This window comes from Polaromonas sp., assembly GCF_012927455.1.
Lineage (GTDB): Bacteria > Pseudomonadota > Gammaproteobacteria > Burkholderiales > Burkholderiaceae_C > Polaromonas.
The window spans coordinates 93,056-118,290 of record NZ_JABBPE010000003.1; the positions used below are offsets into that span (position 1 = coordinate 93,056).

A 25,235-nucleotide genomic window follows, 5' to 3' on the forward strand; every position below is an offset into this window, starting at 1 on the left:
CGGTGATCGGTGGTGTCAAAAAAGGCTAGGGCAGCACGGCAAAACGGGTTTCCAGCGCAGCCAGGCCGAGCTCTTGCAGCAGCTGCTGCAAGCGCGCCTGCGCCGCACGGGTTTTGTTGGACTGGCCGGACTGCCCAGACTGCGATGGGGCCGGGCGGCTGGCCAGAATCAGTTCATTTTTCATCGAATGCTCCCAGCCCACCAGTTCGGTCACCGTGACCTGGTAGCCGCTGGCTTCAAGCTGCAGGCAGCGCAGCACGTTGGTGATCTGGCTGCCAAACTCGCGCGCGTGCAGCGGATGGCGCCAAAGTTCGGCCAACGGGGTTTTGACCAGCGCAAGAGCCTTGCTTCTTTTCAGCACGCCGGCCACTTCAGCCTGGCAGCACGGCACCAGCACCATATGGCGCGCCTGCTTGGCCAGGCCAAAAGCAATCGCGTCGTCGGTGGCGGTGTCGCAGGCATGCAGGGCCGTCACGATGTCGATGCGCTCTGGCAGTTCGGACGAGACCGTGGACTGCTGCACCGACAGGTTTAAAAACGACATGCGGGCAAAGCCCAGGCGCGTCGCCAGCGCACGCGACTTGTCGACCAGCTCGGCGCGGCTTTCAATGCCGTAAATATGGCCAGCGGTCTTTTGGCCGGAGTGCGCCACGTTGAAAAACAGGTCGTACAGGATAAAGCCGAGGTAGGACTTGCCAGCGCCGTGGTCGGCCAGCGTGAAATCGCCGTCAGCAGCGGAAACCTGCTCGAGCAGCGGCGCGATGAACTGGTAGAGGTGCAAGACTTGCTTGAGCTTGCGCCGGGTGTCCTGGTTGAGCTTGCCCTCGCGTGTCAGGATGTGCAATTCCTTCAGCAGTTCTATCGATTGGCCGGGGCGAAGCTCTTCAATGACTTGAGGCGGCGCCGTGGTCCGGCCGCTTGTTTGGCGGGACGGCTTGCCGGGGCGTGGGGTGCTGGTGTGTGGGGGACGGGGGTTTGACATGGCCCTCCTAGTTTAGTGTGCCCCCCCCCCCACTTGGGCCATGGCCGCGAAGCCGCAGCACCTCACCTGTTCGCTTTTTTGCATTTACATTGCACACAATTTACTTGCACGATATAATTAATCTATGCATAACAACAAAATAGACAACGCCGACCACATGCTGCAGCTGGACCACCAGCTCTGCTTTGCGCTGTATTCGGCGTCGCTGGCCATGACGCGGATCTACAAGCCACTGCTCGCTGAACTCGGACTGACCTATCCGCAGTACCTGGCCATGCTGGCGCTGTGGCAGCAGGACGGCCTGATGGTGTCGGAACTCGGCAATCGGCTTTTTCTGGATTCGGGCACGCTGACGCCCTTGCTCAAGCGCCTTGAAGCGGCCGGGCTGATCACGCGCTTGCGCGCCGTGCAAGACGAACGCCGCGTTCACATCACGCTGACCGCCGCCGGGCGTCAGCTCAAGGCCCAGGCCGCAAAAATTCCGGGCTGCATCATCAGCGCCACCGAATGCTCCCTTCCCGAATTGATGGCGCTGACCAGCCGGGTGCAGGACTTGCGCCAACGACTGCTTGCGTCATGACTTCGCGCCTGCTGCCGGCTCAATTTTTTTGATTTTTCAACCCCCGCCTTCATCCCAAGGCATTTTTCAAAGGCAACACCATGACCACGAAACTCGACAAAGTGCTTTACACCGCCCATGCCCACACCACCGGCGGGCGCGACGGCCAGTCCAAAACCGACGACGGCCGCCTCGCCGTCACCCTGAGCTCGCCCGGCACCGCGGGCACCGGCACCAACCCCGAGCAGTTGTTTGCCGCCGGTTACTCGGCCTGCTTCATTGGCGCCATCAAGGCAGTGGCGGGCACGCAAAAAATCACCGTACCCGAAGGCACCAGCGTTGACGCCAGCGTCGACCTGGGCAAGATTTCCAATGGCTATGGCATTGCCGTTCGCCTTGAAGTCACCCTGCCCGGCATGGAGCCCGCAGCCGCCCAGGCGCTGGTGGACGCAGCCCACCAGGTCTGCCCTTATTCCAACGCCACGCGCGGCAATATCGACGTGGCGATCACGCTCAAGTAATTGATGGGCCGCCGCGCAGGGGACTTCACTCCGGGCGGCCCGGCATTACAACTGGTGGCGCATCCGATGTGCCGCCAGTTGCTACTGTTTTAATAGCTGCCTGCGCCCGTACCTATTGGGCTAGAAGCATATTTCATCTCTTAAATAGGCTGCAAAGCCATTGCAGACCGGATCAGCCCGGTCAGCCGCTGGCGGCGTGTAGTCAGACCCTGATGCGCTACGGGGCACTTCTGGGTCGACAATTGGGGTATGACTGAACACAACAAGGCAGCTCCGGCGCGCGACGCCGTCCACGCTTATGAAAGCCTGACCCCCGACGTGGTGCTGGACGCACTGGCCAGCGTCGGTTTGCTGGGCGATGGCCGGCTGATGGCGCTGTCTAGCTACGAAAACCGGGTCTATCAGGTCCATCTGGACAGCCCGGCCGGCGATGCCGAGTTGGCCGGCGACATCGTGGTCGTCAAGTTCTACCGGCCGGACCGCTGGAGTGATGCCCAGATAATCGAAGAACATGCGTTTGCCGCCGAGCTGATGGCGGCCGAAATTCCGGTGGTGGGCGCGCTTGTGCTGAACGGTCAGACGCTGAATCACTTCAAGGGTTTCAGTTTCAGTGTTTCGCCAAGTCGGGGCGGGCGCCGCCCGGAACTCGACAACCCGGAAGTGCTGGAATGGATTGGCCGCTTTCTGGCGCGCATCCACACCGTGGGCAGTGCCCAGCCTTTCACGCACCGTCCTGCGCTGAACCTGCAAACCTTCGGCCTCGCCTCACGCGACATTTTGCTGGCCGGCGGTTATTTGCCGCTGGACATGGAGTCGCGTTGGCGCAAGGCGTTTGAAGAGGTAATGGTGGTGGCGCAGACCGTTTTTGAAAGCGTTGCCGATCCGGAGGGCGGTGTGCGCAGCCTGCGTCTGCACGGCGACTGCCACCCTGGCAACATTTTGTGGACGCCCGAAGGCATGCCGGGCGCCGGCCCGCATTTTGTCGACCTGGACGACGCCCGCAGCGGGCCGGCCGTGCAGGACTTGTGGATGCTGCTGTCGGGTGACCGCGCGCAGTGCACGCGGCAATTGGGCGCGCTGGTGGACGGCTATGAAGAGTTTCGCGCCTTTGACCGGCGCGAACTGGCGCTGATCGAGCCGCTGCGCACCTTGCGCCTGGTGCATTACAGCGCCTGGCTGGCGCAGCGCTGGCACGACCCGATTTTTCCCATCAACTTTCCCTGGTTTGGCTCCAGCGACTACTGGAAGGGCCAGGTTGACATGCTGGAAGAACAGCTTGAGGCCATGCAGGACGCGCCACTGGTGGCATAGCCGGCTTTGGAGCGGCGGCCTTGCTGCAGCTAGGGATTGCGATGACGGCCAAAGCGACAGGAACCGTTAGCATGTTCTGACCGGCAGAGCCCCAAGCTACGGTGGCCGCCGGACCACAAGGAGACACGCATGATTCGTCGCTCGCTGCTGCTGGCCAGCCTGCTCATTTTCGCGACCAGCTGGTGCACCGCACAAGGCGCCTGGCCCAGCAAACCCATCACCATGATCGTGCCCTTTCCACCGGGTGGCCTGGCTGACCTGGTGGCCCGCCCGGTGGCCGAAGCGATGTCGCGCGATCTCGGGCAACCGGTGGTGATTGAAAACAAAGCGGGCGCCGGCGGCGGCATTGGCATGGGGCTGGCCGCCAAGGCCAAAGCCGATGGCTACACCATTTTGCTGGCGCTGTCGTCCTTGACCGTATTTCCGGAGGCCGACGTTTTGCTGGGCCGGCCTGCCATGTTTGCTTTGCCTGATCTCAGGCCAGTGGCACGCTTCACAGCCGACCCCACGGTGCTGGCGGTACGCGCCGACGCGCCCTGGAAAACCGTGCAGCAGTTCATTGACGACGCAAAAAAACGCCCCGGCGCCATCAACTACGGCTCGTCAGGTAACTACGGCACCATGCATGTGCCTATGGAAATTCTGGCGCAAAACGCCGGGGTGAAGATGACGCACATTCCGTTCACCGGCGCCGGCCCGGCCGTGGTGGCGCTACTCGGTGGCCAGATCGATGCGGTGTCGTCGGGGCCGGCCACCGTGCTGCAGCAGGTCAAGGCTGGCAAGTTGCGCGTGCTGGCGCACTGGGGCATTGGCCCGCTGGCCGCGCTGCCCGAAGTGCCCAGCCTGAAAGACGCCGGCTTCAATGCCGAGTACGCGCAGTGGTCAGGCCTGTTTATTCCGCAGGCCACGCCAGAACCGATTGCGCAGCGCCTGCGCGCAGCCGCCAAGGCCGCGGCGCAAGACGCCCGTGTCAAAGAAGTCATTCTGGGCGCTGGCAGCCCGGTGCTGTACCAGGACAGCTCCGAATTTGAAAAGTATGTGCAGGCCGATGCCAGACGAATGGCCGATGTCGTTAAACGCATCGGGAAGGTGGAGTAGGCCCTCCGAGCCCGTCACCCCCTTGCCATCGAAGAACTTTATGCAACGTGGTTTCCTTCGTTCACTGGTGTTGCTCATCGGCCTGATGTCATCGCTAGCGGCCGCGCCCGCGCTGGCTCAGAGCTACCCCGGCAAGCCGGTGCGGGTGATCGTGCCCTTTGCAGCGGGCGGCCCGGCCGATGTGTACGCGCGTTTCATGGCGCAGCGCCTGCAGGAGGCGCTGGGGCAGTCCTTCGTGGTGGACAACCGGCCGGGCGCGGGCTCGGTGATTGGCACCGACGCGGTGGCAAAGGCGGCGCCCGACGGCTACACCTTGCTGCTCATGTCCAATGCACACACCGTCAACGAATCGCTGATTCCGAACAAGCCGTTTCAATTGATGCGCGACTTTGTAGCGATTGCGCCACTCAACTACTCCGATTTGGTGCTGGTTGCCAACCCGGCCTTGCCGGCGTCTACCCTGAAAGACCTGATAAGCCAGGCCAAGGCCAGCCCGGGCAAGCTCAACTACGCCTCATCCGGTCCGGGAACGCCCTACCATATGGCGGGCGAGCTATTTAAAAGCATGGCGGGCGTTTACCTGGTGCACATCCCCTACCGCGGAAGTAGCGGCGCGCGCACCGACGTGATAGGCGGCCAGGTCGACGTGATGTTTGACGCGGTCACGACCATGGCCGAACAGGTGAAGGCTGGCAAGGTCAAGGCGCTGGGCACCACCGGCAAGACCCGCTCCGAGGTGCTGCCGGATGTGCCCACGCTGAACGAAGCGGGCGTGCCGGGCTATGAAGCCACCATCTGGCTGGGTTTGATGGCCCCGCGCGCAACGCCCAAGGCGGTGGTCGACAAGCTCAACGATGCAGTCTCCAAAATTGTTGGCCAGCCCGAGATCAAACAACTCTGGGGCAAGCAGGGCGCCGTGCCTCTGGTCATGACGCCCGAGCTGTTTGACAAGTACGTGCGTGACGACATTGCCAAATGGGCACGCGTGATCAAGACCGCCAATATCAAGGTCGACTGAAATCCTGCCTACGCCTTTGATCCCTGGCTTTTTGCCGTATCAGCACTCACGTCACGAACCACTTCACTTATCAGACACCATGAAACTCCTTCATTTGCTCAGCGGTGGCGCAGCCCAAGGGTTGGTCACCCAGCTCGAAGACCGCTTCGAGGCGAAATCGGGCTGCGGGATTGACGCCAGTTTTGGCGCTGTCGGCATGATGAAAGACAGCCTGCTTGCGGGCGCGCCCTGCGACGTGCTCATCCTCACTGAAGCTTTGATCGGCCAGCTCACTGTCAGCGGCGAACTCGTTGCGGGCAGCGCTCAGGCGCTGGGCGTGGTGAAGACCGGCGTCGCAGTCAGGGCCGGCGAGCCAGCGCCTGATGTGGGCAGCCCGGCCGCGCTCAAAGCCGCGTTGCAATCGGCGCGCGGCATTTACTTTCCCGATCCGCTCAAGGCCACAGCCGGCATTCATTTCATGCGCGTGCTCAAGCAATTGGGCCTGGACACCGAGCTGGCCGGCCGGCTGCGTCCGTTTCCGAACGGTGCTACAGCCATGAGAGCGCTGGCGGAGGCGGCAGAAAAGGAGCCCGGGCTGCTGGGCTGCACCCAGATTACGGAGATATTGAACACGCCGGGCGTGCAACTGATCGCACCGCTGCCCAAGGAGTTTGAGCTCGCCACCGTCTACACCGCAGCGCTGTGCACGCGCGCCACCCAGCCGCAGGCGGCGCGAGAGTTGATTGCGTTGCTGGCCAGCGCGGACGCCGCCGCGTTGCGTCGCGTCTGCGGGTTTGACTAACCCGCTTTAAAAAAGCGCCGCCAGCACGGCGACGCCGTCATGGCCCCGTCAGGCTTTTTCCAGCAGCTGATTGACGCGCCGCACATAGGCGGCAGGATCATCGGGCATGCCGCCTTCGGCCAGCAGCGCCTGGTCAAACAGAATGTGCGCCAGATCGTCAAAGTGATCGCTGCCTTCGAGTTTTTTGACCAGCGGGTGCTGCGCATTGATTTCCAGAATCGGCTTGACTTCAGGCGCTGGTTGGCCGGCCTGCTTGAGCATGCGGGCCAGCTGCGTGGACATGTCGCCGTCCTGCACCACCAGGCAGGCCGGTGAGTCGACCAGGCGCGTGGTGGCGCGCACGTCTTTGGCCTTGTCTTTCAACACCTCTTTAAGCTTGTCGAGCATGGGCTTGAACTGGGTTTGCGCTTCTTCCGCGGCCTTTTTCTCGTCTTCGTCCTGCAATTTGCCCAAGTCCACCGCGCCTTTGGAAACCGACTGCAGCGGCGTGCCGTCGAACTCGTGCAGGTAGTTCAGCGCCCATTCGTCGACGCGGTCGGACATCAAGAGCACTTCAATGCCCTTTTTGCGGAATATTTCTAACTGCGGGCTGTTTTTGGCGGCAGCCAGCGTGTCGGCCGTGATGTAGTAAATCGCGTCCTGGCCTTCCTTCATGCGCGCCTTGTAGTCGGCAAAGCTCACGCTGGTGGTGTCAGTCGTGGAACTGGCAAAACGCAATAGCTTGGCCAGGCGTTCGCGATTGGCGAAATCTTCACCCAGGCCTTCTTTCAGCACAGCGCCAAATTCGGCATAAAAGGCCTTGAACTTGTCCGCCTCATTGGCGGCCAAGTCCTCAATCATGGCCAGCACGCGCTTGGTGCAGCCTTCACGAATCGCCTTGACCGCACGACTTTCCTGCAAGAGCTCGCGCGACACGTTGAGCGGCAGGTCCGACGAATCCACCACGCCTTTGACAAAGCGCAGATACGTCGGCAGCAGCGCCTGCGCGTCGTCCATGATGAAGACGCGCTTGACGTACAGCTTTACGCCGGCGGCCTTGTCGCGGTTGAACATGTCCATGGGCGCCTTGGCGGGGATAAACAGCAGCTGGGTGTACTCGGTCGATCCTTCCACGCGGTTGTGCGTAGTGGCCAGCGGCGCTTGGCTGTCATAACTGATTTGCTTGTAAAACTCGTCGTAGTGTTCCTGTGTGATGTCTTTTTTGGGCCGCGTCCAAAGCGCCGCCGCCTGGTTGACGGTTTCCCACTCGCCGGTGGCGACCATCTCGCCCGGCTGGCGACCACCAGAGGGGTCATTCGGAATTTCTTCGCCGTCCTTCCATTCTTCCTTGGGCATCAGGATCGGCAGCGAGATATGGTCAGAGTATTTGTTGATGATGCCCTTGAGCTTCCAGGCGTTCAGGTAGTCGTTGGCGTCGTCTTTCAGGTGCAGGATGACGCTGGTGCCACGCTCGGCACGCTGGCTCTCGCTGACTTCGAACTCTCCCGTGCCCTCGCTCACCCAGCGCACGCCCTGTGCAGCAGGCAGGCCGGCGCGGCGGCTTTCCACGGTGATCTTGTCAGCGACGATAAAGCCCGAATAAAAGCCGACGCCGAACTGGCCGATCAGCTGCGCGTCGTTTTGCTGGTCACCCGACAGCTTGGCCATGAAGTCGCGCGTGCCGCTCTTGGCAATCGTGCCGAGATGCTCAATCGCCTCTTGCTGCGACAGGCCGATGCCGTTGTCGGTGATGGTCAAAGTTCGGGCCGTCTTATCAAAACTCACGCGCACCTTGAGCTCGGCATCGCCATCCTGCAGCGACGCATCGTTGAGCGCTTCAAAACGCAGCTTGTCGCAAGCGTCCGAGGCGTTGGAGATCAACTCGCGCAAAAAGATGTCTGGATTGGAGTAAAGCGAATGCGTGACCAGCTTGAGCAGCTGGGCGACTTCGGCCTGAAAGGAAAGGGTTTGTTTTTGCATGATTTAATGAAAATGTGTTTTTTTGTTACATGTTCGAATGAAAAGTCCGAGAGCGAAGCTACTTCCGGCAATGCTTTCAACTGGTTACGTCAGTCTGTTTTCTCTTTAAATCCAATAACTTCAACGGTTATTTGTGAAAAATTACCTATTTTTTAAATGTTTTAACAAGTAAATATATCGACTATTTGTAGTGTTTAGTTACATTAAGGTTGCTTTCAGCAGCAATCCGTTTTCTCTCTATTTTATTTCCAACCGGAGATTCCCCATGAAAAAGCTTCTTTCCATCGTCGCCTTGAGCATGCTGGCCTTGTCCGGCCTCTTGACCGCACCCGCACATGCCGCCGCCGTCCCCGCCAACTTCAACGTGTTGATCAACCTGACTTCAGCTTGCCTGCTCACGACCCCAGCCGACCTGACCTTCAACTACACCTCCTTCCAGGCCGGTGCCGCATCAGGTTCCACCACTTTCAACGTCAAGTGCACGAACACGCTCCCGTTCGCACTGTCGCTCGACCTGGCTTCAGTAACAGACGCTGCCACCAATCTGGCATACACCCTGGCACTAAGCGGCGCGACCGCAGCAGGCACCGGCGTGAATCAACTCATCACCGTCACCGGCACCATGGCGCTCGGTCAGGTAGGCACCTGCGCGACGGCGACCTGTACCAACGGTGCCAGCGCCAACAAGCAACGCATCCTGACTGTCACCTACTAAGCAGGCAAGCACCGTGCGCGCCCCCGCATTACTGCTGGCGTTCAGCTGCGCCTTGGGAAGCTGGGCCGCTCCGGCATCAGCCGGAACGGGATCGGTCTTTCTTGATGTCAACATCATCCTGAATAAGCCGGGCGCTGTTGCGGCACCTGCGTCAAGCGCCGCAGCGGGCATCCGCTTATCGGGGGGCTGGTCGCAGGTGTGTATCAGTGAAGCGCTTAGCGAGCAAGCCAACGCGCTGGTGCGTGTAGTGTGCGGGGAAGAGCAGTTTGTCGCCATCACGCCGCTGCCGGGCAAGGCCTTTTTTGCGACGCATGGTGCGGCATTGCGCTACTACCTCGACCCGGGCTTTGCCGGGAAGATGGTCAGCGCGCTGGGCGGCAACAGCGCAACCCATATCGGCGCGGGTACCGTCACCGTGTTACCTATCTACAACGCCAGCGGCGCCGACGGGCCGCTGGAGATGCTGGTAAGTTTTTAAGTGCCCCAGCGGCTGCTAAGCTCGGCGCCATGAATCTCTTCCTCAACATGTTCAAGTTCGCCTCAACGCCCTTTCTGCCGACTCCGGTCGCTATCATTTTGTTAGCAACCGGCCTACTCACCGGGGCGCCGGCATGGGCCGGCGTTTTCTCGGTGACGCCCGTGCGCATTTACATGACGCCACGGGACCGGGCCATCGCCGTGACCATCACCAACGAAGGCGACACCGATGTGGTGTTGCAGGCTGACCTGAACGCCTGGAGCCAGCAAGCCGATGGCACCGACCAGCAAAGCCCGACGGAAGATCTGATTCTCTCGCCGCCCATCATCAAGCTGGCGCCCAAGGCCCGTCAGGTCGTGCGGCTGGCATTGCTCAAGCCAGCCGATGCCAGCCGGCAGCTGATTTACCGCCTGATCATGCGGGAAGTCCCCGAAGCGGTGACCTCCAGAGACAAAACCATACAGGTACCGATTGCACTGGCCATGTCCATGCCGGTATTCATCACTCCCCCGGCGGCCAAACGCGAGATGAGCTGCCAGGCGTCCCCCGCCACTGCACAAGCCCTGACTGACACCCTGAATGTCAGCTGCAGCAACAGCGGCACGGCGTATGCGCAGGTGCGTGAAATTCTGGTCATGCGCGGCGCGCAGATGCTAGCCAGATTCGAGGGCGGCAGCTATATCCTGCCCGGAGCGCGCCGGGTGATGAGCGCCAAGGCCGAGCAAGCCATCGCGCCGGGTGCCGCACAGCTGAACGTGAGCTTCGACGATGGAAAGTCGCAGACCTTTGACGTAATGATTCCCTAAAACCCGTGCCTGTTGCCAGGTGCTTGCTCCGTCGGTCTACTCCTCCAGCCATGCGAGATCGCACCACCTTCCCGCTCCTTCTCCTTCTGCCAAAGCCCTGCGCCCTGATACGGATGAGCTGGGGCTGGGCGATGATGGCCGCCGCTGGGCCGCTGATAGCTGCCGAGCCTGCGGCGGCACCTTCCCCAACCTCCCCACCGCCTGCAGCATCCGCATTGAAACTCTCGCGCGCTTTGGGTTCCAGCACACCCGCTGCAGTTCCTCCGCCGATTCAAAGCATCCCGACCCCAACGCGCCTGCTGCCGCTGGAAATCACGGTCAACGGGGTGCAGGCCGGCAACTGGGTTCTGCTGGAGCGCGACGGAGCGTTGTATGCTCCGGCCGACGCATTTGACGAATGGCGCGTCAACCGCCGGCCCGCTGCCGAACCGCTGGTGCACCAGGGCCAGCCGTGGTACCCCTTGTCCGCAGTGCCGGGCTTTGATGCGCAGTTCAACTTCGCCAACCAGTCGCTTGACCTCAACTTCCAGCCACAGGCCTTTGCCGCCACGCGCCTGGCCCAGCCGGTGTCCGAGCGTCCCACGCTGACCTCCCCCAGCCTGGGCGCGTTCGCCAACTACGACATCAGCTACACCCGCAGCGCGCTGCGGGGCGTGGGGTCCATCCAGGAACTGGGCGCCCTGGTGGAGCTAGGTGTCTCCAACGGCTGGGGCGTGCTGACCAGTAGCCACGTGGCACACAATCTCACCAGCCACGATCCGCTGACGCCGCGCAATGTGCGACGCCTAGAAACCGCTTTCACGCGCGACCGGCCCGACGACAACCTGACGCTGCGCCTTGGCGACAGCAGCACACGCAGCGGCGCCTGGGGGCGCTCCGTTTATTTTGGCGGTGTGCAGCTCAGCCGCAACTTCAGCTTGAGCCCGGGCTTTATTGCCCAGCCGCTGCCGGTGGTCACCGGCCTTTCCAGCGCACCCAGTACGGTGGAGCTGTATATCAATGATGCTTTGCGGCAAACCTCGCAGGTGCCGACCGGCCCGTTTGCCATCGACAACTTGCCGCTGCTCACCGGCAGCGGCCAGGCCCGGCTGGTGGTGCGCGACGTGCTCGGCCGGGAGACCGTGCTGGTGCAGGATTTTTTCAGCCACAGCGAATTGCTGGAGCAGGGCCTGAGTGACTGGAGCGCCGAGGCGGGCGCGGTTCGCAAAAACCTCGGCCTCAGCAACGCGGACTACGGCCAACGCTTTACGTCCGGCCTGTGGCGCTACGGCTTCGACAAAACCCTGACACTGGAGGCGCGCGGTGAGCTCGGGCGCGACACCCGTGGCGCAGGCCTGGGCCTGGTTCGGGCCTTGCCCTTTAATATGTTGGGCCAGATTGCCGCTGCCTTCAGCCGCGACGACAGCGCCGGACGCGGAAGCCAGTGGCTGATGGGCCTGGAACACTCCAGCCTGCGTCATGGTTTCACGCTGCGCAGCCAGGGTGCGTCGCCCGGCTACCGGCAGATCGGGCAGGATGCCAATTCGCCCGCCTTCCAGCGTCAGCTCTCAGGCAGCTACACCTATTCGTCCGAGCATTTCGGCGCCGTCGGCCTGGGCTACGCCCGCGTCAACAACTATGGCCAGAGCGCGTTTAGCACTTACAGCGCCAACTATTCGATCCGGCTGGGTGAGCGCAGCTCGCTGTCCTTAACCGTGGTCCGGGTCAGCGGCCTCGCCGGCGGCAACGGCGGCGGCACTTCAGTCGGCGTGAACCTGCTGGTTCCGCTCGAGCGCCAGCTGGCGATTTCCAGCAGCCTGTCGCGCCGCGGCGGCCAGACCGACGGCTACGTCAGCGCCAACCAGGGTCTGAGCGGCGACACCGGCCTGGGTTGGCGCGTGCTGGCGGGCGAGCGCAGCGGGCAAAACTATGCCGAAGGCGGCCTCTACTACGGCGGCACGCAAGGCATGGTGACGGCCGACCTCAACGCCTCAGCTTCCCAGCAAACCGTGCGCCTGGGTGCACAGGGCGGGCTGGTGGCCATCGATAGCCAGCTGTTTGCGTCGCGCCAGATACAAGGCAGCTTTGCGCTGGTCGAAGTGCCGGGCTATGCCGATGTGGGCGTGGGTTTCCAGGGCAGCGTGCTGGCGCGTACCAACCAGGATGGCAAGGCGCTGGTACCCCACCTCTTGCCCTACCAGGCCAACAGCATACGACTAGACCCGAGCGAGCTGCCGATCAGCGCCGAGCTCGACAGCATCGAGCAGGTGGTGGTGCCGGGCAATCGCAGCGGCGTGATCGTCAGGTTCCCGGTGCGCAGCGGCCGTGGTGCGCTGATCAAAATCGTGTTGGACGACGGCGAGCCGGCACCTGCCGGGGCCGAGATCGAACTGATGGGCGACAAGCAGGAATTCTTTGTGGCGCGCCGCGGTGAGGCATTTGTCACGGGATTGCAAGCCAAGAACTCACTGCGTCTGAAATGGAACGGCGCAGCCTGTCAATTCGAAGTCACACTGCCGCCAGGCAATCTGGACAACATTGCCCGGGTCGGGCCTGTGGCATGCCAAGGAGTCACGCGATGAAAGGGTCCCACTTCATGATGCGCCTGAGGCGCTTCAGGCCTGCGCTGTTGGCCTGCGCCTTCTGGCTTCTGGCGCAACCGGCTCAGGCCGTTATTTCCTGCACCGTGTCGTCACCCGGGTTCACGTCTTTTTATGACACGACTGCGGGCACAGCCAATGACAGCGTATCCAGCGCAACCATCACTTGTACCCGTGCCAGCGGGGATGCCAGCACCCAGACCTATTCCCTGGCGACCAACCAGGGACTGAGGTCCAGGTCAAACAGTTACCGTGCCAGTCAAAATGGCCAAACCCTTAACTACGATGTGTATAAGAATGCCGGCCGCACCACGACCTGGGACCAGAGCAATCCATTTACCGGCACCATCAATTTTGGAGCCGGAACCTCCGTCACACTTTCACTGCCCTATTACACCCGCATTCCGGCACTGCAAAATGTGCCAGCGGGCGTGTACACCGATACCGTCACCATGACTCTCACCTACGGCGCAGCTACGGCAGTGGCCAGCTATCCGGTGCAGAACTACGTCAATACCACGTGCCTTATCAGTACACCGCCCGGCAGCGTGACTTTCAACTATGCCTCCTTCCAGACCGCTGCCGCAACGGCCAGCACCACATTCACGGCACGCTGCACCAGCGGCCTGCCCTATACCCTAAGCCTGGATGCGGGAGGAGGCACTCAGCTGGGCATCAACTATAGTCTGCTGCTGCCGGTGACCACGGGCACCGGCAACGGGGTGAACCAGACCTACTCCATCAACGGCACGGCAGTTGCCAACCAGGCAGGTAGCTGTGCCAGCCCTACCTGTTCAGCAACAGACTCACGGACACTGACCCTGTCCTTTTGACGGAAACCGGAAGAATATCTACCCGGCCATTCCGCAATCCACTGGTTTCCTGGCGCAAACGCAAGGCGGCGAGCGGGTCGTGATGCCGGACCAGTGCACTGTCCGGCAGATCGCCATCATGGCCCGTCTCTACGCATCCTGGCCTGCTCCCCTGATCCCCCAGTCGCGCCCGCAGTGCGGCGGCGATGGCAGGCTCACTGCTCGTGCGGACATTCATAAGGCTGTGTCAGTCGGCCGTTTTTGCTACTATTTCAGTAGCATGTTACGCCCGCCCCATATGGGCTACAACCTATTTTTATGCCTATCCAGGGACGACAGGCAACACCGATCGCCGGTCACGGATGCCCAGCCGGGTCCCTGGGGAAATAGTTGTTCCGCTGGGTGTTCCGCTTATCGCCATCAGGCCAAAAGCGGCCGACCTCTTGATCTCGTTGGCTGCTTCGCCCGCCTTACCTGAACAGGCCGCTGGTGGCGCTGTCTGGCGTTTCGGCTTCAATCGATAGCTCGCCGCTTTCATCCGGGCTGACACCGGACGTGAGCCTGATGCGCAACGACAGGTCGGTTCGCGAATCCGCATTGCGCAGCGCTTCGTCCAGCGAAATGCGGCCATCTTCGTACATGCTCTGCAGCGCCTGATCGAAGGTGCACATGCCGATTTCGGCGCTGCGGCTCATGGCCTCCTTGATGGCGGAAATGTCTCCCTTGATGATCAGGTCCGAGACGTAAGGCGAGCGCACCAGGACTTCAACTGCCGGCGCCAGCTTCTGGCGCAGCCCCGGAATAAGCCGCTGCGCGACCACACCCGCGAGGTTGAGGCTGAGGTCGACCAGCAGTTGCCTGTGCGCTTCTTCGGGGAAAAAGTTGAGGATGCGCTCCATCGCCTGGTTGGCGTTGTTGGCGTGCAGGGTAGACAGGCACAGGTGGCCGGTTTCCGAGTACGCAATGGCCTGCGCCATGGTGGCCCGGTCGCGAATCTCGCCGATCATGATGACGTCGGGGGCCTCGCGCAAGGCATTTTTCAACGCCGCCTCGTAAGACAGGGTGTCAATCCCGACCTCGCGCTGGTCGATGATGGAGCGCTTGTGCTCGTGCATGAACTCGATCGGGTCTTCTATCGTGAGGATGTGCCCGGTCGCCTGCTCGTTGCGAAAATTGATCATCGCCGCAAGCGTGGTTGATTTTCCCGAGCCGGTGGCGCCGACCACCAGCACTAGGCCGCGCTTGAGCATCATCAGGCGCTCCAGCACCGGGGGCAAACCAAGCTCGGCAATCGCCGGAATTTTGGACTTGATGTAGCGAATCACCATGCCGGTCTCGCCACGCTGCATGAACACATTCACGCGAAACCGGCCAATTCGCTCGGCGGAAATCGCCAGATTCATCTCCAGGCAGGCTTCAAACTCGGCAATCTGCTTTTGCTGCATCACCGAATACGCCAGTTGTTTGACTTCTCCGGCGGCCAGCGCGGGCATTTTTAGCGGGTAGGTGATGCCCTCGATCTTGGCGTTGACGGGCGCGCCAACGCTGAAGAAAAGGTCCGACGCACCCTTTTCAACCATCAGACTAAGAAACTTGAAGACTTCCATTTATCACCTCAAACAGGATTTCAGGATTTGGCAAAGATGATCGTCCGGCCGCCGGGCGAACCCGCTACCCGGGGTAGCGGATGCAGTTTCGGTACGCAGGTGGGCGCGATCAGTGGGCTTGGTTCACTGGGCAACCGCAGCAGCGCAGGGCAAGGTAGCGTCGCGCAAGGCCGGTCGGAGGCAGCTTCTGACAGACACCAACGGACGCTCGGAAAAAGCAAGCGCAACGCCTGCGCAATTACCTTGGGTTGACGCGTTTATGTAAATAGTCACCATCCGCGTCCTGTCTGCCTGTGTTAGATCAGTCGATCAAAGCGGATAGTGTAGTGCGGCGTTCTGCAGCATCCCGGCCGGTGCGTCAGTGCTATACATTTAATAGCTACTTGCGCCCGCCTATAAAGGGCTAGAGGCCTTTTTTATTGCCAAATCGCGTGGCAGTGCAGTGTTGGCAGCAGCTGCCTTGCCGCAAATCGTGGATTCGCGCCAATTTCCGATGCGCTTCTGCTGGTCGGGGCGGGGAACATTGCCCGCCCGCTGGCATCGAAAAGACATGGGTTTTTAACCGTCCGGAAATAGAAAACAGGAAACAGTCCGGATTTAACAGGAGTTTGTCATGCGGGCCGTCAGAACCTTTTCAAGTTTGCTCGTTGTTGTACTGGGCCTTGCCGCCTGTGGCTTGACGGCGGTACAACCCGGCATGTCGCAGCAAGAGGTGCTGGCGCATTACGGCAAGCCATCTCGGCAGCTGCCCTACGGCGCGGGAACGCGCTTGCAGTATTCGGCCCAGCCCGCCGGCCAGACCGCCGTGATGGTCGATCTGGACGCGGCCGGCACGGTGCTGGCGGCACGGCAGGTCCTGAACCTGGCGGAGTTTTCAAAAATCGCTCTGGGCAAGTGGACCCGCGAGGACATGGAGCGAGAGTTTGGCCGGCCGGCCACGGTCGACCGCGTGGCCGCCTGGTCTGGCGATGTCATGACTTACCGCTGGCTAGACCGTGACGAAAGCATGTTCTTCTGGGCCTATCTGGACGGCGGCAATGTGGTTCAGCGCACCGGGCAGGGCATGGAATTCCCGATGCGATTCAATGACAACTGAATCAGGCCACAGCCCCGCAGCGGGTTGTTCTTTTATTCGTGCGCTACCGCGCCGATTTCCGGCCAGCGGTGGTGCAGATAAAGCCAGGCCAGCAGGCCAATGCTCATCATGCCCAGTGAGGTTGCTGCCAGCGCCGGTGTGGAATGCATCACCAGCGGGGCAATCACCCCGGCGACCAGGCCGTTGGCCGAAGAACCAACAAAGGCCTGCAGCGAAGAAGCCATGCCGCGCCGCAGCGGGTAGAGATCCAGCACCAGCAGCGTCACGACCGGGACCATCAGCGCCCAGCCAAAGGCGAACAAGGCAATCGGAAACAGCGCCCAGGACACATGGGCCGTAAAAAACAGATTGGCAAGGAGATTGAGCACCGACGTCACCAGCATGATGACAAAGCCGTGGCGTATCTGCCGTTTCGGGGCGATTTTTCCGGCCAGCCGGCCGCTCAGCCAGGCGCCCGACATGATGCCGGAGATGGTGAGAATAAAAAACCAGAAAAACTCGGTGGGCTGCAGTGCCAGGCGCTCGCCGAGGAAGGCCGGCGCCGACAGCACGTACAGAAACATGCCGTTGAAAGGCACGCCGCTGGCCAGTGCCAGCAACAGGAAGCGCGGGCTGGATCCAAGCTGCCAGTAGCCGCGCATCAGGTGCCGCACTTCAAAGGGCTGGCGATCTTCCGGCCTCAGGGTTTCCGGCAGGAAGCGGTAGTTGGTCCCCCACAGCAGCGCGCCCACCGCGGTCAGAAACCAGAAAATGCTGTGCCAGCCCAGGTGCACAAACAGCCAGCCGCCGACGATGGGGGCCAGCGCAGGCGCCACGCCGAAGTAGATGGTGACCTGGCTCATGACCTGCTGGGCCTGCGCCGGCGGGTACATGTCGCGTATCACGGCGCGCGACACGACGATGCCCGCGCCGGTAGACAGGCCCTGCAGGGCCCTGAAAAAAACCAGTTGCTCAATGCTTTGCGACAAGGCGCAGCCGCTTGAGGCCAGCGTGAACATGGCAATGCCCCACAGCACCACGGGCCGGCGGCCAAAGCTGTCTGCCAGCGCGCCGTGAAACAGGTTCATGAAGGCAAAGCCGAACAGGTAGGCCGACAGCGTTTGCTGCATTTCCACCGGCGACGCGCCCAGCGACCGGGCGATACCGGCGAAGGCCGGAATGTAGGTGTCAATCGAAAACGGCCCGAGCATGCCCAGCACGGCCAGCAGCACTGACAGGGTCCAGCGCGGCGCGCGCCAGAGTTGGTCGGCGTTGGGATTCATGCGTCTTTCAGCCTCAAGGCCGTTTCGTACAGCTCATTGCGCGGCGCGCCGCTGATGTCGGCCGCCAGCTTGACGGCAGTTTTTAGAGGCAATTCGGCCAGCAGCAGTTGCAGCACGCGGGTGCTGTCATCCAGCCCGGCCTGCGGCGCCGTGGCGTGCAGCACCAGCGCAAACTCGCCGCGCGTGCGCTGGGTTCCGGCGGCCAGCCAGGCTGCAAAATCCTGCGCGGGCATGGTGGCAATTTCCTCAAACTGTTTGGTCAGTTCGCGCCCCACCGTCAGTGGCCGGCCCTGCAACACGGCCATGGCGCGCGCCAGCGCTTCGATACGGTGCGGGGCTTCCAGAATCACGGTGGCTCGCGCATCGGCCTGCAGCGCGGCAACCGCCTGGTCGCGTTCGCCCGCCTTGCTCGGCAGAAAGCCGGCAAACACAAAACCCGTGGCGTTGTCGGCGCCGCCCTCCGGCCGGGTCACGCCCGCCGCGCTCAGCACCGCCGTGACGCTGCTGGCACCGGGCAGCGGCACCACCTTCAGCCCCGCAGCCCGCACCGCTGCCACCAGACGCGCACCGGGGTCGCTTACGGCCGGCGTGCCGGCATCGCTGACATAAGCGACGCGCTCGCCGCGCTGCAGGCGCTCGACCACCAAAGTGGCGGCTTCGGCTTCGTTGTGCTGGTGCACCGCCAGCAGCGGCTTGGCGGCGCCAGTTTCTATGCCATAGTGGCGCAGCAGCGGCTGCGAGTGGCGCTTGTCTTCGCAGGCGATGGCATTCACCAGTTGCAGCACATGCAGGGCGCGCAGGCTGATGTCGGCCATGTTGCCAATCGGCGTCGCCACGACATACAGCGTCGCTTCTGGATAATGCTGCATGCCTGCTGCGGCGTGTGCCGCGTCCAGTGCCAAGGTGAAAGAAGCGTTCAATGTGGTTTTCCAGAAAACAGGCGGCCCCGATACCGCCGTTAGCGCCGAATGACGCAGTGGGCACAACGCTGGCGACGCCGGCCTTGCCGGGGCAGATTACCACCAAGTCGCGCGGCGATGCGGCCGAGTCTGCCGCGCGCGCCTACCTGGTGCAAGTCGGGCTGAAATTCATCGAGGCCAATTATCGGACGCCCGGGCGCGGCGGCGGCGAGATTGATCTGGTGATGCGCGCAAGCGACGGCACGCTGGTGTTTGTCGAAGTGCGCCAGCGCTCGGGCGCCTCGCATGGCGGCGCGGCGGCCAGCATCAGCGCGGTCAAGCAGCGCCGCATTGTGTTTGCGGCAAGGCACTACCTGATGCGGTTTGCCAGCGCACCGCCGTGTCGCTTCGACGTGGTGTTGGTAGATGGCGTGCTTAGTGCCCAGCGTGCCGCGAATATCGAGTGGTTGCCCGCCGCGTTTGACGCTTCGTGAGTCGCAGCAAGGTCGCCACGCGATCGCCATAATTTGTAAGCAGACCTTGCGTTGTCTCGCTTGCCTGCGCTTCTCTAGAGTTGGCCTGCACCAGTGTGCCCAATAATTAAGTTTGATTTGGCGCCCATATGAATCAAGGGCTTACTGCCGCTGGCTCAGAGATTTGTGACCAAAATCGTTTGATTTGCTTAATCAAACAGAATTATGAAAGGGCGTTTTGTACGAACTCGTATGCCGCGATGCCATAAGGCGCGCCGGAAGCCGCCGGAGACATGACGACCTTGCCCGCGAAAAACGTATCCCTTACTGAGTGGAACAATTCAGATAAGGAGAAAGTAAATGACGAAGACATCAAGGGCACGGTACACGCTCGAATTCAAGCAAGAGGCGGTCAGACTGGTTCAGGGCGGGCAAAGCATTGCGGCGGCGGCCAGAACATGAGGGGTGGTCGAGCAGACGCTGTTCAACTGGGTCAAGGCTCAGCGCCAGGGTCGGCTCTTGGGTGTTGACAGCAAGCCTGTGAGTGCCGAGCAGATGGAGATCAGCAGGCTGCGGGCCGAGCTGGCACGGGTGAAGATGGAGCGCGATATTCTGGGAAAAGCGACGGCGTACCTCGCAAAGGGATTGACTTGAAGTACGCCTTCATACAGCGCCACCGCAGCGTGTGGCCCATCTCGGTGCAGTGCCGGGTGCTTGAGGTGAGCGTGGCCGGATACCACGAGCACTTCGTGCGCAGGGCCAGCAGCGCCCAGCGCTGCCACGTAAGCGATGACGCGCTGCTGGTGCATATCAAAGCCATCCACGCCGAGAGTCGGGGTGCCTACGGCTGGCCGCGCATCTGGAAGGAACTGCTCGCACGCGGCATCCGTGTGGGTAAGGAACGCGTGCAAAAGCTCATGCAGCTGCACGGCATCAAGGCAAGAGGCAAACGCCGCTTCAAAGTCACCACTGACAGCAAGCACGATCTGCCGATCTCGCCGAACCTGCTTAACCGCGAGTTCACAGTCGCTGAGCCACACCGGGTTTGGGTGGGCGATATTACCTACATTGCAACCGACGAGGGCTGGCTGTTTCTGGCTGTGGTGATCGATCTGTTCAGCCGTCAGGTGGTGGGCTGGTCGCTACCCGAAGACATGACTTCTAGCATCGTCATTGACGCATTACGAATGGCCTGGTTCAAGCGGCATCCCGGCAAGCACACTGGGCTGATGTTCACAGCGACCGGGGCAGCCAGTGCGCCAGTGGGGCGTTCAGGGACGTGCTCAAAGAGTACGGCATCAACAGTTCCATGAGTCGGCATGGCAACTGTTGGGACAATGCCTGCAGCGAGACCCTGTTCGGCTCATTGAAAGTAGAGCGCTTGCACGGGCAACGCTTTGAGACAAGGCGACAGGCCAAAGATGAAACGATGGCGTGGCTGCTTTGGTATAACCGTACAAGACTGTATTCAACGCTGGCTTACGTCAGTCCAGTGCAGTTCGAGCAAACCTGGCTTGCAACTCAAACCAGGCAAGCCCATTCATGATCTCGGTTATGGGATACGGATTTCAGGGGCAAGGTCACGAAGCACCCTCAGCGCAGGAGCGGCTCCACGCGCAAGTGAGAGCCGGTACGGATGGTTCACCTCAATCCTGCTCAACGTATGAATGGCAAAAAGGAGGAACACCAGCGATTAAAAAATGCCGCTTAAATTCAGCCTCGCAGGCGACAACTAGCTTGACATTTACCGGCAGTGGAGTCCGGCGCACTCAGTACCGTACACGTCCTCAATGTACTGGCCCGGCTCAAAGCCAGTCCTGTAGTGGATGTGGTCCAGACGAGCTTGCAGCTTGCAGATGCTCCTGTGGCCAACACAGCGCGCTAGGACAGCCTGCGCGGTGCGTTGCAAGCCTGCGTAGAATCTTCTGTAGCGGTGGCGGTGCAGCATGCGTGAAGTCACCACAGAACGCAAGGAGCCACGCCTGTACGGCATGGTCGATGCGTGGAAGGACTTGACGACTCAAGGCGAGGCAAACACGGCAACAGCCCAATGGTTAATTGAACACCTGCTGCAAGCCGAGCTGACTGACCGTGCGGTGCGCTCGGTCAGACACCAAATGAACGCCGCCAAACCTGGTGCACCGTGATCTGGCGGGATTTGACTTCTGCTCTTCCAGAGTCGATCAGGTCTTGGTCAAGCAGTTGGCCACACTGGCGTTTACGGATACGGCGCAAAACGCGGTGCTCATTGGTGGGCCGGGTACGGGTAAGACGCATTTGGCAACTGCCATTGCAGTGGCAGGCATCGTCGCGCAAGGCAAGCGGGTACGGTTTTACTCGACAGTCGATTTGGTGAATATGCTGGAGAAAGAAAAGCGTGACGGCAAGGCTGGGCGTATGGCGTTATCACTGATGCGCATGGACTTGGTGGTACTTGATGAGCTTGGTTATCTGCCGTTTAGCCAGGCCGGGGGAGCGTTGCTGTTTCACTTGCTCTCCAAGCTGTATGAGCACACCAGTGTGGTTATTGCCACCAATCTGAGCTTCGCCGAGTGGCCCAGTGTGTTTGGGGATGCCAAGATGACCACCGCATTGTTGGACCGGCTTACCCATCACTGCCACATTGTGGAGACGGGCAACGAATCGTAGCGCTTTCAGCACAGCACCATGGCGGGGAAGTCTCGGATCAAGGCCAGGGAGCAAACCCGCAAGGTTGCCAAGGAGGTGGAACTGGGCGACGCCGCATGAGGTTGATCACCATCGCAAAACCCATCGAAGGGATGCGATCAAAAAGCCCCCATTGAGTACCGAGACAGCCTCGGACTTACGGCATAAACCAGTCTAAGATTTATGCCGCACCCCCGTCAGCCGCAAAAATCCGCGTGTCTCGGAAAAGCACCGCTATAGTGCGCGCCACTTGGTTGAAAACTTTTTCCAGCTCACGAAGGTCTTTCGCCGTTTGGCCACCAGCTTTGACAAGCTTGACATCCAGTTTCTGGGCTTTGTATACATCGCCGGCATCATGCAGTGGCTTCACTGAACTTTAAGAACAACGTCTAGAAAGTCGCGGGCGTATTCACCCAAAAAATTCTTGCAGTGACCTTGCCGACATTGCGATACCCATGAGGCGTCTGGCTGGAAAAATAAAACGCATCCCCAGCTTGGACCAGATGACGCTCACTACCTATTATCAATTCAAGGTTGCCCTCCAGAACGAAGCCAACTTCTTCCCCTACATGCTCTATCAAGCCATCGCTCGCCTCGCCTGGCGGAACGATGTGAATATTGGCCTGCAGCAAGCCACCCCGTTTGGGAAGCGTGATGCGCTCTAAGGAAATTCCCCCGGCCTTGATCACGGGGCGCTCGCCATTGGGCAGGACGGGGCCCTCCCTTGGCGCTTCCTCCGTCGTCAACGTGGCAATGTTTGTGTCCAGCGCGACCGCAATTCGGTGCAGCATGGCCAGTGAAGGAGATGCCTGTCCGCTTTCTATTTTTGAGATCAGGCTTTCTGAACATAGCGACTTCTGAGCCACCTGCGTCATGGTCAGACCGGCAACCAGGCGGGCATGCCTCAAACGGACGCCCAGCATTAAGGGTGGTTTGACGACAGCGTCTTCCGAGTTTGGCGCAGCAACGAGATTTGATTTCATGCGCAACTCCATCTGTTTGTCCGAAGGGTCAGGCATTGGCCAGCGATGTCACGGCATAAGCCAGCGCCTGAACACCCAGAAACAACTCCTCAGGTGCTGTTTCCTCCGCAGCATTGTGACTGACTCCCCCCTTGCTCGGAACAAAAATCATCGCTGTCGGGCAATGCTCTGCGAGGTACATGGCGTCATGAAAAGCGCCGGACGTCATCCGCAACGGCGCAGCCAGCGACGCGCTGCTGCAAGCGCGCGTGCAGGCCCGTTCAATCAGCTCCAGCATCGCGGCAGGGAAATGTGTCGGGGGACGGGAAAACATGGATTCGAATTCGATCTGACCTGCCCAAGAATACGCTCGTGTGATCCTGTTCAACGCCGCCTCGAACTGAACCAGAACCTGCTCATCGACACAGCGCACATCGACGGTGAACTCCACGGCACCGGGAATCGTATTAATCGAGTTCGGGCTCACCTGCCACCGGCCCAGCGTCAGCCGCAATTTTTCCCCAGCCTCCACCGCCTGATAGGCATACAGCTGCTGCGCCAACCCGACGGCAGCAGCCATGGCATCAACGCGCTCGCCCATGGGCATAGTGCCCGCATGGCCGGCAGTGCCAGTCACCTGAATACGATACCAGCGTACGCTCTGGATGCCCGTGACGACGCCCAGAGACACAAGCGCACGCTCAAGCACAGGGCCCTGTTCGATATGCAGCTCCACGCAAGCGGACATCGGTTCAGCCATGGGCCGACGGGGAACATCCGGTACAGCCTGCAGGGCCAGATCCAAAGCGTCCCCAAAACGCACACCCTTGGCATCGACAGAATTTCTATAAGCAGGTAGACAACTCGGGTCGACAAAGGCGCTGGAACCCATGGCACCCGGACCAAAGCGGCATCCTTCTTCGTTGGTCCACGCAACGACCTCGACAGGTCGCAGGGTCTCGATACCCGCATCATTTAACGCAGCAATCACTTCGAGGCCAGCAAGCACGCCGTAAGCCCCGTCCAGCTTGCCACCTACCGGCTGGGTATCGGCATGGCTTCCGGTTAGCACAGGGGGCAAATCGGATGTTCCCGGACGACGGAAAAAAAGATTGGCGCAGTCATCGATCGTGACCGAGCACCCACGCGAACGGGCCAGATCGATCAAATAGCGGCGAGCCTGAAGATCATTGTCGGTCAAGGTTTCGCGAGAAACACCTCCGTCTGACCGTCCGCCAAAGGCCGCAAGCTCGGCAATAACCGACTGCAGGCGATCATGCTGCACATGGTCCTGCGCGCGTTCGCTGGCCGCCGTCTGATCTCGCTGTTCCAGGTTGCTCACATTCAACTCCTTATTCATGTTCACCTCAGACTGAGCTCTAGCGTATGCGCTGCTCTCAATGTCAGCGAATCAGCCCATCGCGGGCCAATGACCGTGACGCCTACTGGCATGCCGTGCACTCCTGTCCCTGCCGGCACATGCACACAGGGGTTTCCGAGTAGCGTCCAGAATCGGTTGAAGATAGGGTTACCCGTGGCGCCTAGCCCCGCAGGCGCCTCACCTTCAGCGCTGGGGGCAAGAAGCACATCGATCGACTCGAAGACGGCGTCCAGCGCCTGCCGCGCAGCAATCACGAGTAACTGCGCAGCGGCAAAGTCGGCTCCGTTCAGCGACTCACCCAATGCCAATAGCTGCGAAAAAGCTAAGCTGAACTTTCCAGCTTCCCGCTGGCGCTCCGGCGCAAATGCTGCCGCGGCTTCATAAGCCATGATCTGAATTTGCGCCTGCGTCAACGCATCGCACGAAGCCGGTAAGACAAGGTCATGAACATGTGCTCCAGCTTTTTCTAACTGGCGTGCCGAATGTTCAAGCACGCAGCGCGCATCGTCCGAGGCGAGATCCCAATGGGCGGTACGGCAAATACCCACGCGAAGGGCAGATTGCCGCTGCGGATCCAGGTTGACTCGGGTCAATGCACCAACAAAAAAAGCGGCATCATCCACCGAGCGTGCGAACGCGCCGATTGTGTCGAGACTGGGCGCGAGCGGCTTGACACCGGCCAGCGGCAATGTCCCGTGGGTGGGCTTGTAGCCGATCACACCACAGTAGGACGCCGGCCTCACGATGGAGCCAGCCGTCTGGGTCCCGAGTGCCAGTGGCACCATGTTCGCAGCCACCGCCGCGGCGGATCCGCTGGACGACCCGCCCGGCGTGCGGGGCGCGTCTGCTGGAGCGCGGGGATTGCATGTCACGCCAGGGTTAAAGGTTGCAAATTCGGTGGTGACGGTCTTGCCCAGCACCACCATCCCGGCATCGCGGCAGGCGGCAACGCATGCGGCATCGAACCTCGGAAGGTGCTGCGCATAAATAGGCGAACCATAGGAAGTCGGCATGTCGACGGTGTCCATCAGGTCTTTCACACCGACCGGGACGCCTCGCAGCAGCGCGTTGCTGCTGTGGCTGTGGCGATCCAGCGCACGCGCGCTTTGCAGCGCCATGTCTGCATCAAAGAACTGCCATGCCTTGACCGATGGTTCGCAAGCCTGAATCTGTTCAATGTAGGCCCGCGTCACGGCTTCAGCCGTCAATTCCCTGCGCGAAACCCTGGCGGCCAGTTCTCGTGCAGACAGTGTGAGAATGTTATGCATG

22 protein-coding genes and 2 pseudogenes are annotated in these 25,235 nt (G+C 61.1%); 16 read left to right on the top strand and 8 right to left on the bottom strand.

Annotation, left to right across the window (positions count from 1 at the left end; genetic code table 11):
- Positions 1-25: 25 nt before the first annotated feature.
- On the bottom strand, positions 26-982 hold the full coding sequence (locus HHJ18_RS04775; RefSeq protein WP_296912098.1) for an SAM-dependent methyltransferase: 957 nt from the start codon (positions 980-982) through the stop codon (positions 26-28).
- 124 nt (positions 983-1,106) lie between these two features.
- On the opposite strand from HHJ18_RS04775, the gene HHJ18_RS04780 reads away from it, so the two are divergent.
- From HHJ18_RS04780 to HHJ18_RS04805, 6 genes are all read left to right on the top strand, one after another.
- Positions 1,107-1,562 (top strand): MarR family transcriptional regulator, encoded by a 456-nt coding sequence (locus HHJ18_RS04780; RefSeq protein ID WP_296912100.1) that lies wholly within the window; start codon positions 1,107-1,109, stop codon positions 1,560-1,562.
- Between the two features lie 80 nt (positions 1,563-1,642).
- Positions 1,643-2,062 (top strand): organic hydroperoxide resistance protein, encoded by a 420-nt coding sequence (locus tag HHJ18_RS04785; RefSeq protein WP_296912102.1) that lies wholly within the window; start codon positions 1,643-1,645, stop codon positions 2,060-2,062.
- Positions 2,063-2,311: 249 nt separating this feature from the next.
- Entirely contained in the window at positions 2,312-3,373 is a 1,062-nt protein-coding gene (locus tag HHJ18_RS04790) for a serine/threonine protein kinase (RefSeq protein WP_296912104.1), read from the top strand.
- A gap of 129 nt (positions 3,374-3,502) precedes the next feature.
- Entirely contained in the window at positions 3,503-4,471 is a 969-nt protein-coding gene (locus tag HHJ18_RS04795) for a tripartite tricarboxylate transporter substrate binding protein (protein ID WP_296912106.1), read from the top strand.
- A gap of 40 nt (positions 4,472-4,511) precedes the next feature.
- Complete coding sequence (locus tag HHJ18_RS04800; RefSeq protein ID WP_296912108.1) at positions 4,512-5,489, top strand: tripartite tricarboxylate transporter substrate binding protein; 978 nt, start codon at positions 4,512-4,514, stop codon at positions 5,487-5,489.
- Positions 5,490-5,568: 79 nt separating this feature from the next.
- Entirely contained in the window at positions 5,569-6,270 is a 702-nt protein-coding gene (locus tag HHJ18_RS04805) for a substrate-binding domain-containing protein (protein WP_296912110.1), read from the top strand.
- Between the two features lie 48 nt (positions 6,271-6,318).
- Here the strand turns inward: HHJ18_RS04805 and htpG are convergent, their stop codons facing one another.
- Positions 6,319-8,229, bottom strand: coding sequence for a molecular chaperone HtpG (gene htpG / locus HHJ18_RS04810; protein WP_296912113.1), 1,911 nt, complete (start codon positions 8,227-8,229; stop codon positions 6,319-6,321).
- A gap of 265 nt (positions 8,230-8,494) precedes the next feature.
- Here htpG and HHJ18_RS04815 point away from each other — a divergent pair, with 265 nt between their 5' ends.
- From HHJ18_RS04815 to HHJ18_RS04835, 5 genes are read left to right on the top strand one after another with little or no spacing between them, the layout of a single operon-like run.
- Entirely contained in the window at positions 8,495-8,944 is a 450-nt protein-coding gene (locus HHJ18_RS04815) for a spore coat protein U domain-containing protein (protein ID WP_296912115.1), read from the top strand.
- A gap of 13 nt (positions 8,945-8,957) precedes the next feature.
- Positions 8,958-9,422, top strand: a complete 465-nt coding sequence (locus HHJ18_RS04820) for a hypothetical protein (protein WP_296912117.1) — start codon at positions 8,958-8,960, stop codon at positions 9,420-9,422.
- 29 nt (positions 9,423-9,451) lie between these two features.
- Entirely contained in the window at positions 9,452-10,228 is a 777-nt protein-coding gene (locus tag HHJ18_RS04825; protein ID WP_296912119.1) for a fimbria/pilus periplasmic chaperone, read from the top strand.
- Between the two features lie 50 nt (positions 10,229-10,278).
- A complete protein-coding gene (locus HHJ18_RS04830; protein WP_296912122.1) occupies positions 10,279-12,789 on the top strand; it encodes a fimbria/pilus outer membrane usher protein in 2,511 nt (836 codons plus the stop codon).
- Positions 12,786-13,640 (top strand): spore coat U domain-containing protein, encoded by an 855-nt coding sequence (locus tag HHJ18_RS04835; RefSeq protein WP_296912125.1) that lies wholly within the window; start codon positions 12,786-12,788, stop codon positions 13,638-13,640. Before HHJ18_RS04830 ends, HHJ18_RS04835 begins: the two co-directional genes overlap by 4 nt.
- Before the next feature lie 449 nt (positions 13,641-14,089).
- On the opposite strand, the gene HHJ18_RS04840 is transcribed toward HHJ18_RS04835, so the two are convergent.
- Entirely contained in the window at positions 14,090-15,226 is a 1,137-nt protein-coding gene (locus HHJ18_RS04840) for a PilT/PilU family type 4a pilus ATPase (protein WP_296912127.1), read from the bottom strand.
- A 613-nt stretch (positions 15,227-15,839) separates the two neighbouring features.
- On the opposite strand from HHJ18_RS04840, the gene HHJ18_RS04845 reads away from it, so the two are divergent.
- Entirely contained in the window at positions 15,840-16,322 is a 483-nt protein-coding gene (locus HHJ18_RS04845) for a hypothetical protein (RefSeq protein ID WP_296912129.1), read from the top strand.
- 32 nt (positions 16,323-16,354) lie between these two features.
- Here HHJ18_RS04845 and HHJ18_RS04850 read toward each other — a convergent pair whose 3' ends face one another.
- The gene (locus HHJ18_RS04850) at positions 16,355-17,584 is read right to left on the bottom strand and encodes a multidrug effflux MFS transporter (protein ID WP_296912132.1); all 1,230 of its coding nucleotides are present in this window, start codon (positions 17,582-17,584) and stop codon (positions 16,355-16,357) included.
- Positions 17,581-18,453 (bottom strand): 16S rRNA (cytidine(1402)-2'-O)-methyltransferase, encoded by an 873-nt coding sequence (rsmI, locus tag HHJ18_RS04855; RefSeq protein WP_296912267.1) that lies wholly within the window; start codon positions 18,451-18,453, stop codon positions 17,581-17,583. The genes HHJ18_RS04850 and rsmI overlap by 4 nt, the downstream gene beginning before the upstream one ends.
- Before the next feature lie 50 nt (positions 18,454-18,503).
- On the opposite strand from rsmI, the gene HHJ18_RS04860 reads away from it, so the two are divergent.
- From HHJ18_RS04860 to HHJ18_RS04875, 4 genes and pseudogenes are all read left to right on the top strand, one after another.
- The gene (locus HHJ18_RS04860; protein WP_296912134.1) at positions 18,504-18,977 is read left to right on the top strand and encodes a YraN family protein; all 474 of its coding nucleotides are present in this window, start codon (positions 18,504-18,506) and stop codon (positions 18,975-18,977) included.
- A 339-nt stretch (positions 18,978-19,316) separates the two neighbouring features.
- Positions 19,317-20,502, top strand: a pseudogene (locus tag HHJ18_RS04865) (IS3 family transposase).
- 400 nt (positions 20,503-20,902) lie between these two features.
- Positions 20,903-21,704: pseudogene (istB, locus tag HHJ18_RS04870) on the top strand (IS21-like element helper ATPase IstB).
- Between the two features lie 169 nt (positions 21,705-21,873).
- Positions 21,874-21,996 carry a hypothetical protein gene (locus HHJ18_RS04875; RefSeq protein ID WP_296912137.1) on the top strand — a complete coding sequence of 41 codons (123 nt, stop codon included), beginning with the start codon at positions 21,874-21,876 and terminating at the stop codon, positions 21,994-21,996.
- Positions 21,997-22,012: 16 nt separating this feature from the next.
- On the opposite strand, the gene HHJ18_RS04880 is transcribed toward HHJ18_RS04875, so the two are convergent.
- Genes HHJ18_RS04880 through HHJ18_RS04890 form a run of 3 tightly spaced genes read right to left on the bottom strand, consistent with a single transcriptional unit; the run spans position 22,013 to position 25,234 of the window.
- Positions 22,013-22,606, bottom strand: coding sequence for an XRE family transcriptional regulator (locus HHJ18_RS04880; protein ID WP_296912139.1), 594 nt, complete (start codon positions 22,604-22,606; stop codon positions 22,013-22,015).
- Positions 22,607-22,634: 28 nt separating this feature from the next.
- Positions 22,635-23,945 (bottom strand): M20 family metallo-hydrolase, encoded by a 1,311-nt coding sequence (locus HHJ18_RS04885; protein WP_296912141.1) that lies wholly within the window; start codon positions 23,943-23,945, stop codon positions 22,635-22,637.
- A gap of 2 nt (positions 23,946-23,947) precedes the next feature.
- Positions 23,948-25,234: an amidase gene (locus HHJ18_RS04890; RefSeq protein WP_296912144.1), complete on the bottom strand. Its 1,287-nt coding sequence runs from the start codon at positions 25,232-25,234 to the stop codon at positions 23,948-23,950.
- Position 25,235 lies beyond the last annotated feature (1 nt).

Bases quoted from the DNA above. Each gene is read 5' to 3' on its own strand.
- HHJ18_RS04775 (WP_296912098.1), bottom strand. From the start codon at position 982: ATGTCAAACCCCCGTCCCCCACACACCAGCACCCCACGCCCCGGCAAG.
- HHJ18_RS04780 (WP_296912100.1), top strand. From the start codon at position 1,107: ATGCATAACAACAAAATAGACAACGCCGACCACATGCTGCAGCTGGAC.
- HHJ18_RS04785 (WP_296912102.1), top strand. From the start codon at position 1,643: ATGACCACGAAACTCGACAAAGTGCTTTACACCGCCCATGCCCACACC.
- HHJ18_RS04790 (WP_296912104.1), top strand. From the start codon at position 2,312: ATGACTGAACACAACAAGGCAGCTCCGGCGCGCGACGCCGTCCACGCT.
- HHJ18_RS04795 (WP_296912106.1), top strand. From the start codon at position 3,503: ATGATTCGTCGCTCGCTGCTGCTGGCCAGCCTGCTCATTTTCGCGACC.
- HHJ18_RS04800 (WP_296912108.1), top strand. From the start codon at position 4,512: ATGCAACGTGGTTTCCTTCGTTCACTGGTGTTGCTCATCGGCCTGATG.
- HHJ18_RS04805 (WP_296912110.1), top strand. From the start codon at position 5,569: ATGAAACTCCTTCATTTGCTCAGCGGTGGCGCAGCCCAAGGGTTGGTC.
- htpG (WP_296912113.1), bottom strand. From the start codon at position 8,229: ATGCAAAAACAAACCCTTTCCTTTCAGGCCGAAGTCGCCCAGCTGCTC.
- HHJ18_RS04815 (WP_296912115.1), top strand. From the start codon at position 8,495: ATGAAAAAGCTTCTTTCCATCGTCGCCTTGAGCATGCTGGCCTTGTCC.
- HHJ18_RS04825 (WP_296912119.1), top strand. From the start codon at position 9,452: ATGAATCTCTTCCTCAACATGTTCAAGTTCGCCTCAACGCCCTTTCTG.
- HHJ18_RS04830 (WP_296912122.1), top strand. From the start codon at position 10,279: ATGCGAGATCGCACCACCTTCCCGCTCCTTCTCCTTCTGCCAAAGCCC.
- HHJ18_RS04835 (WP_296912125.1), top strand. From the start codon at position 12,786: ATGAAAGGGTCCCACTTCATGATGCGCCTGAGGCGCTTCAGGCCTGCG.
- HHJ18_RS04840 (WP_296912127.1), bottom strand. From the start codon at position 15,226: ATGGAAGTCTTCAAGTTTCTTAGTCTGATGGTTGAAAAGGGTGCGTCG.
- HHJ18_RS04845 (WP_296912129.1), top strand. From the start codon at position 15,840: ATGCGGGCCGTCAGAACCTTTTCAAGTTTGCTCGTTGTTGTACTGGGC.
- HHJ18_RS04850 (WP_296912132.1), bottom strand. From the start codon at position 17,584: ATGAATCCCAACGCCGACCAACTCTGGCGCGCGCCGCGCTGGACCCTG.
- rsmI (WP_296912267.1), bottom strand. From the start codon at position 18,453: ATGCAGCATTATCCAGAAGCGACGCTGTATGTCGTGGCGACGCCGATT.
- HHJ18_RS04860 (WP_296912134.1), top strand. From the start codon at position 18,504: ATGTGGTTTTCCAGAAAACAGGCGGCCCCGATACCGCCGTTAGCGCCG.
- HHJ18_RS04880 (WP_296912139.1), bottom strand. From the start codon at position 22,606: ATGAAATCAAATCTCGTTGCTGCGCCAAACTCGGAAGACGCTGTCGTC.
- HHJ18_RS04885 (WP_296912141.1), bottom strand. From the start codon at position 23,945: ATGAATAAGGAGTTGAATGTGAGCAACCTGGAACAGCGAGATCAGACG.
- HHJ18_RS04890 (WP_296912144.1), bottom strand. From the start codon at position 25,234: ATGCATAACATTCTCACACTGTCTGCACGAGAACTGGCCGCCAGGGTT.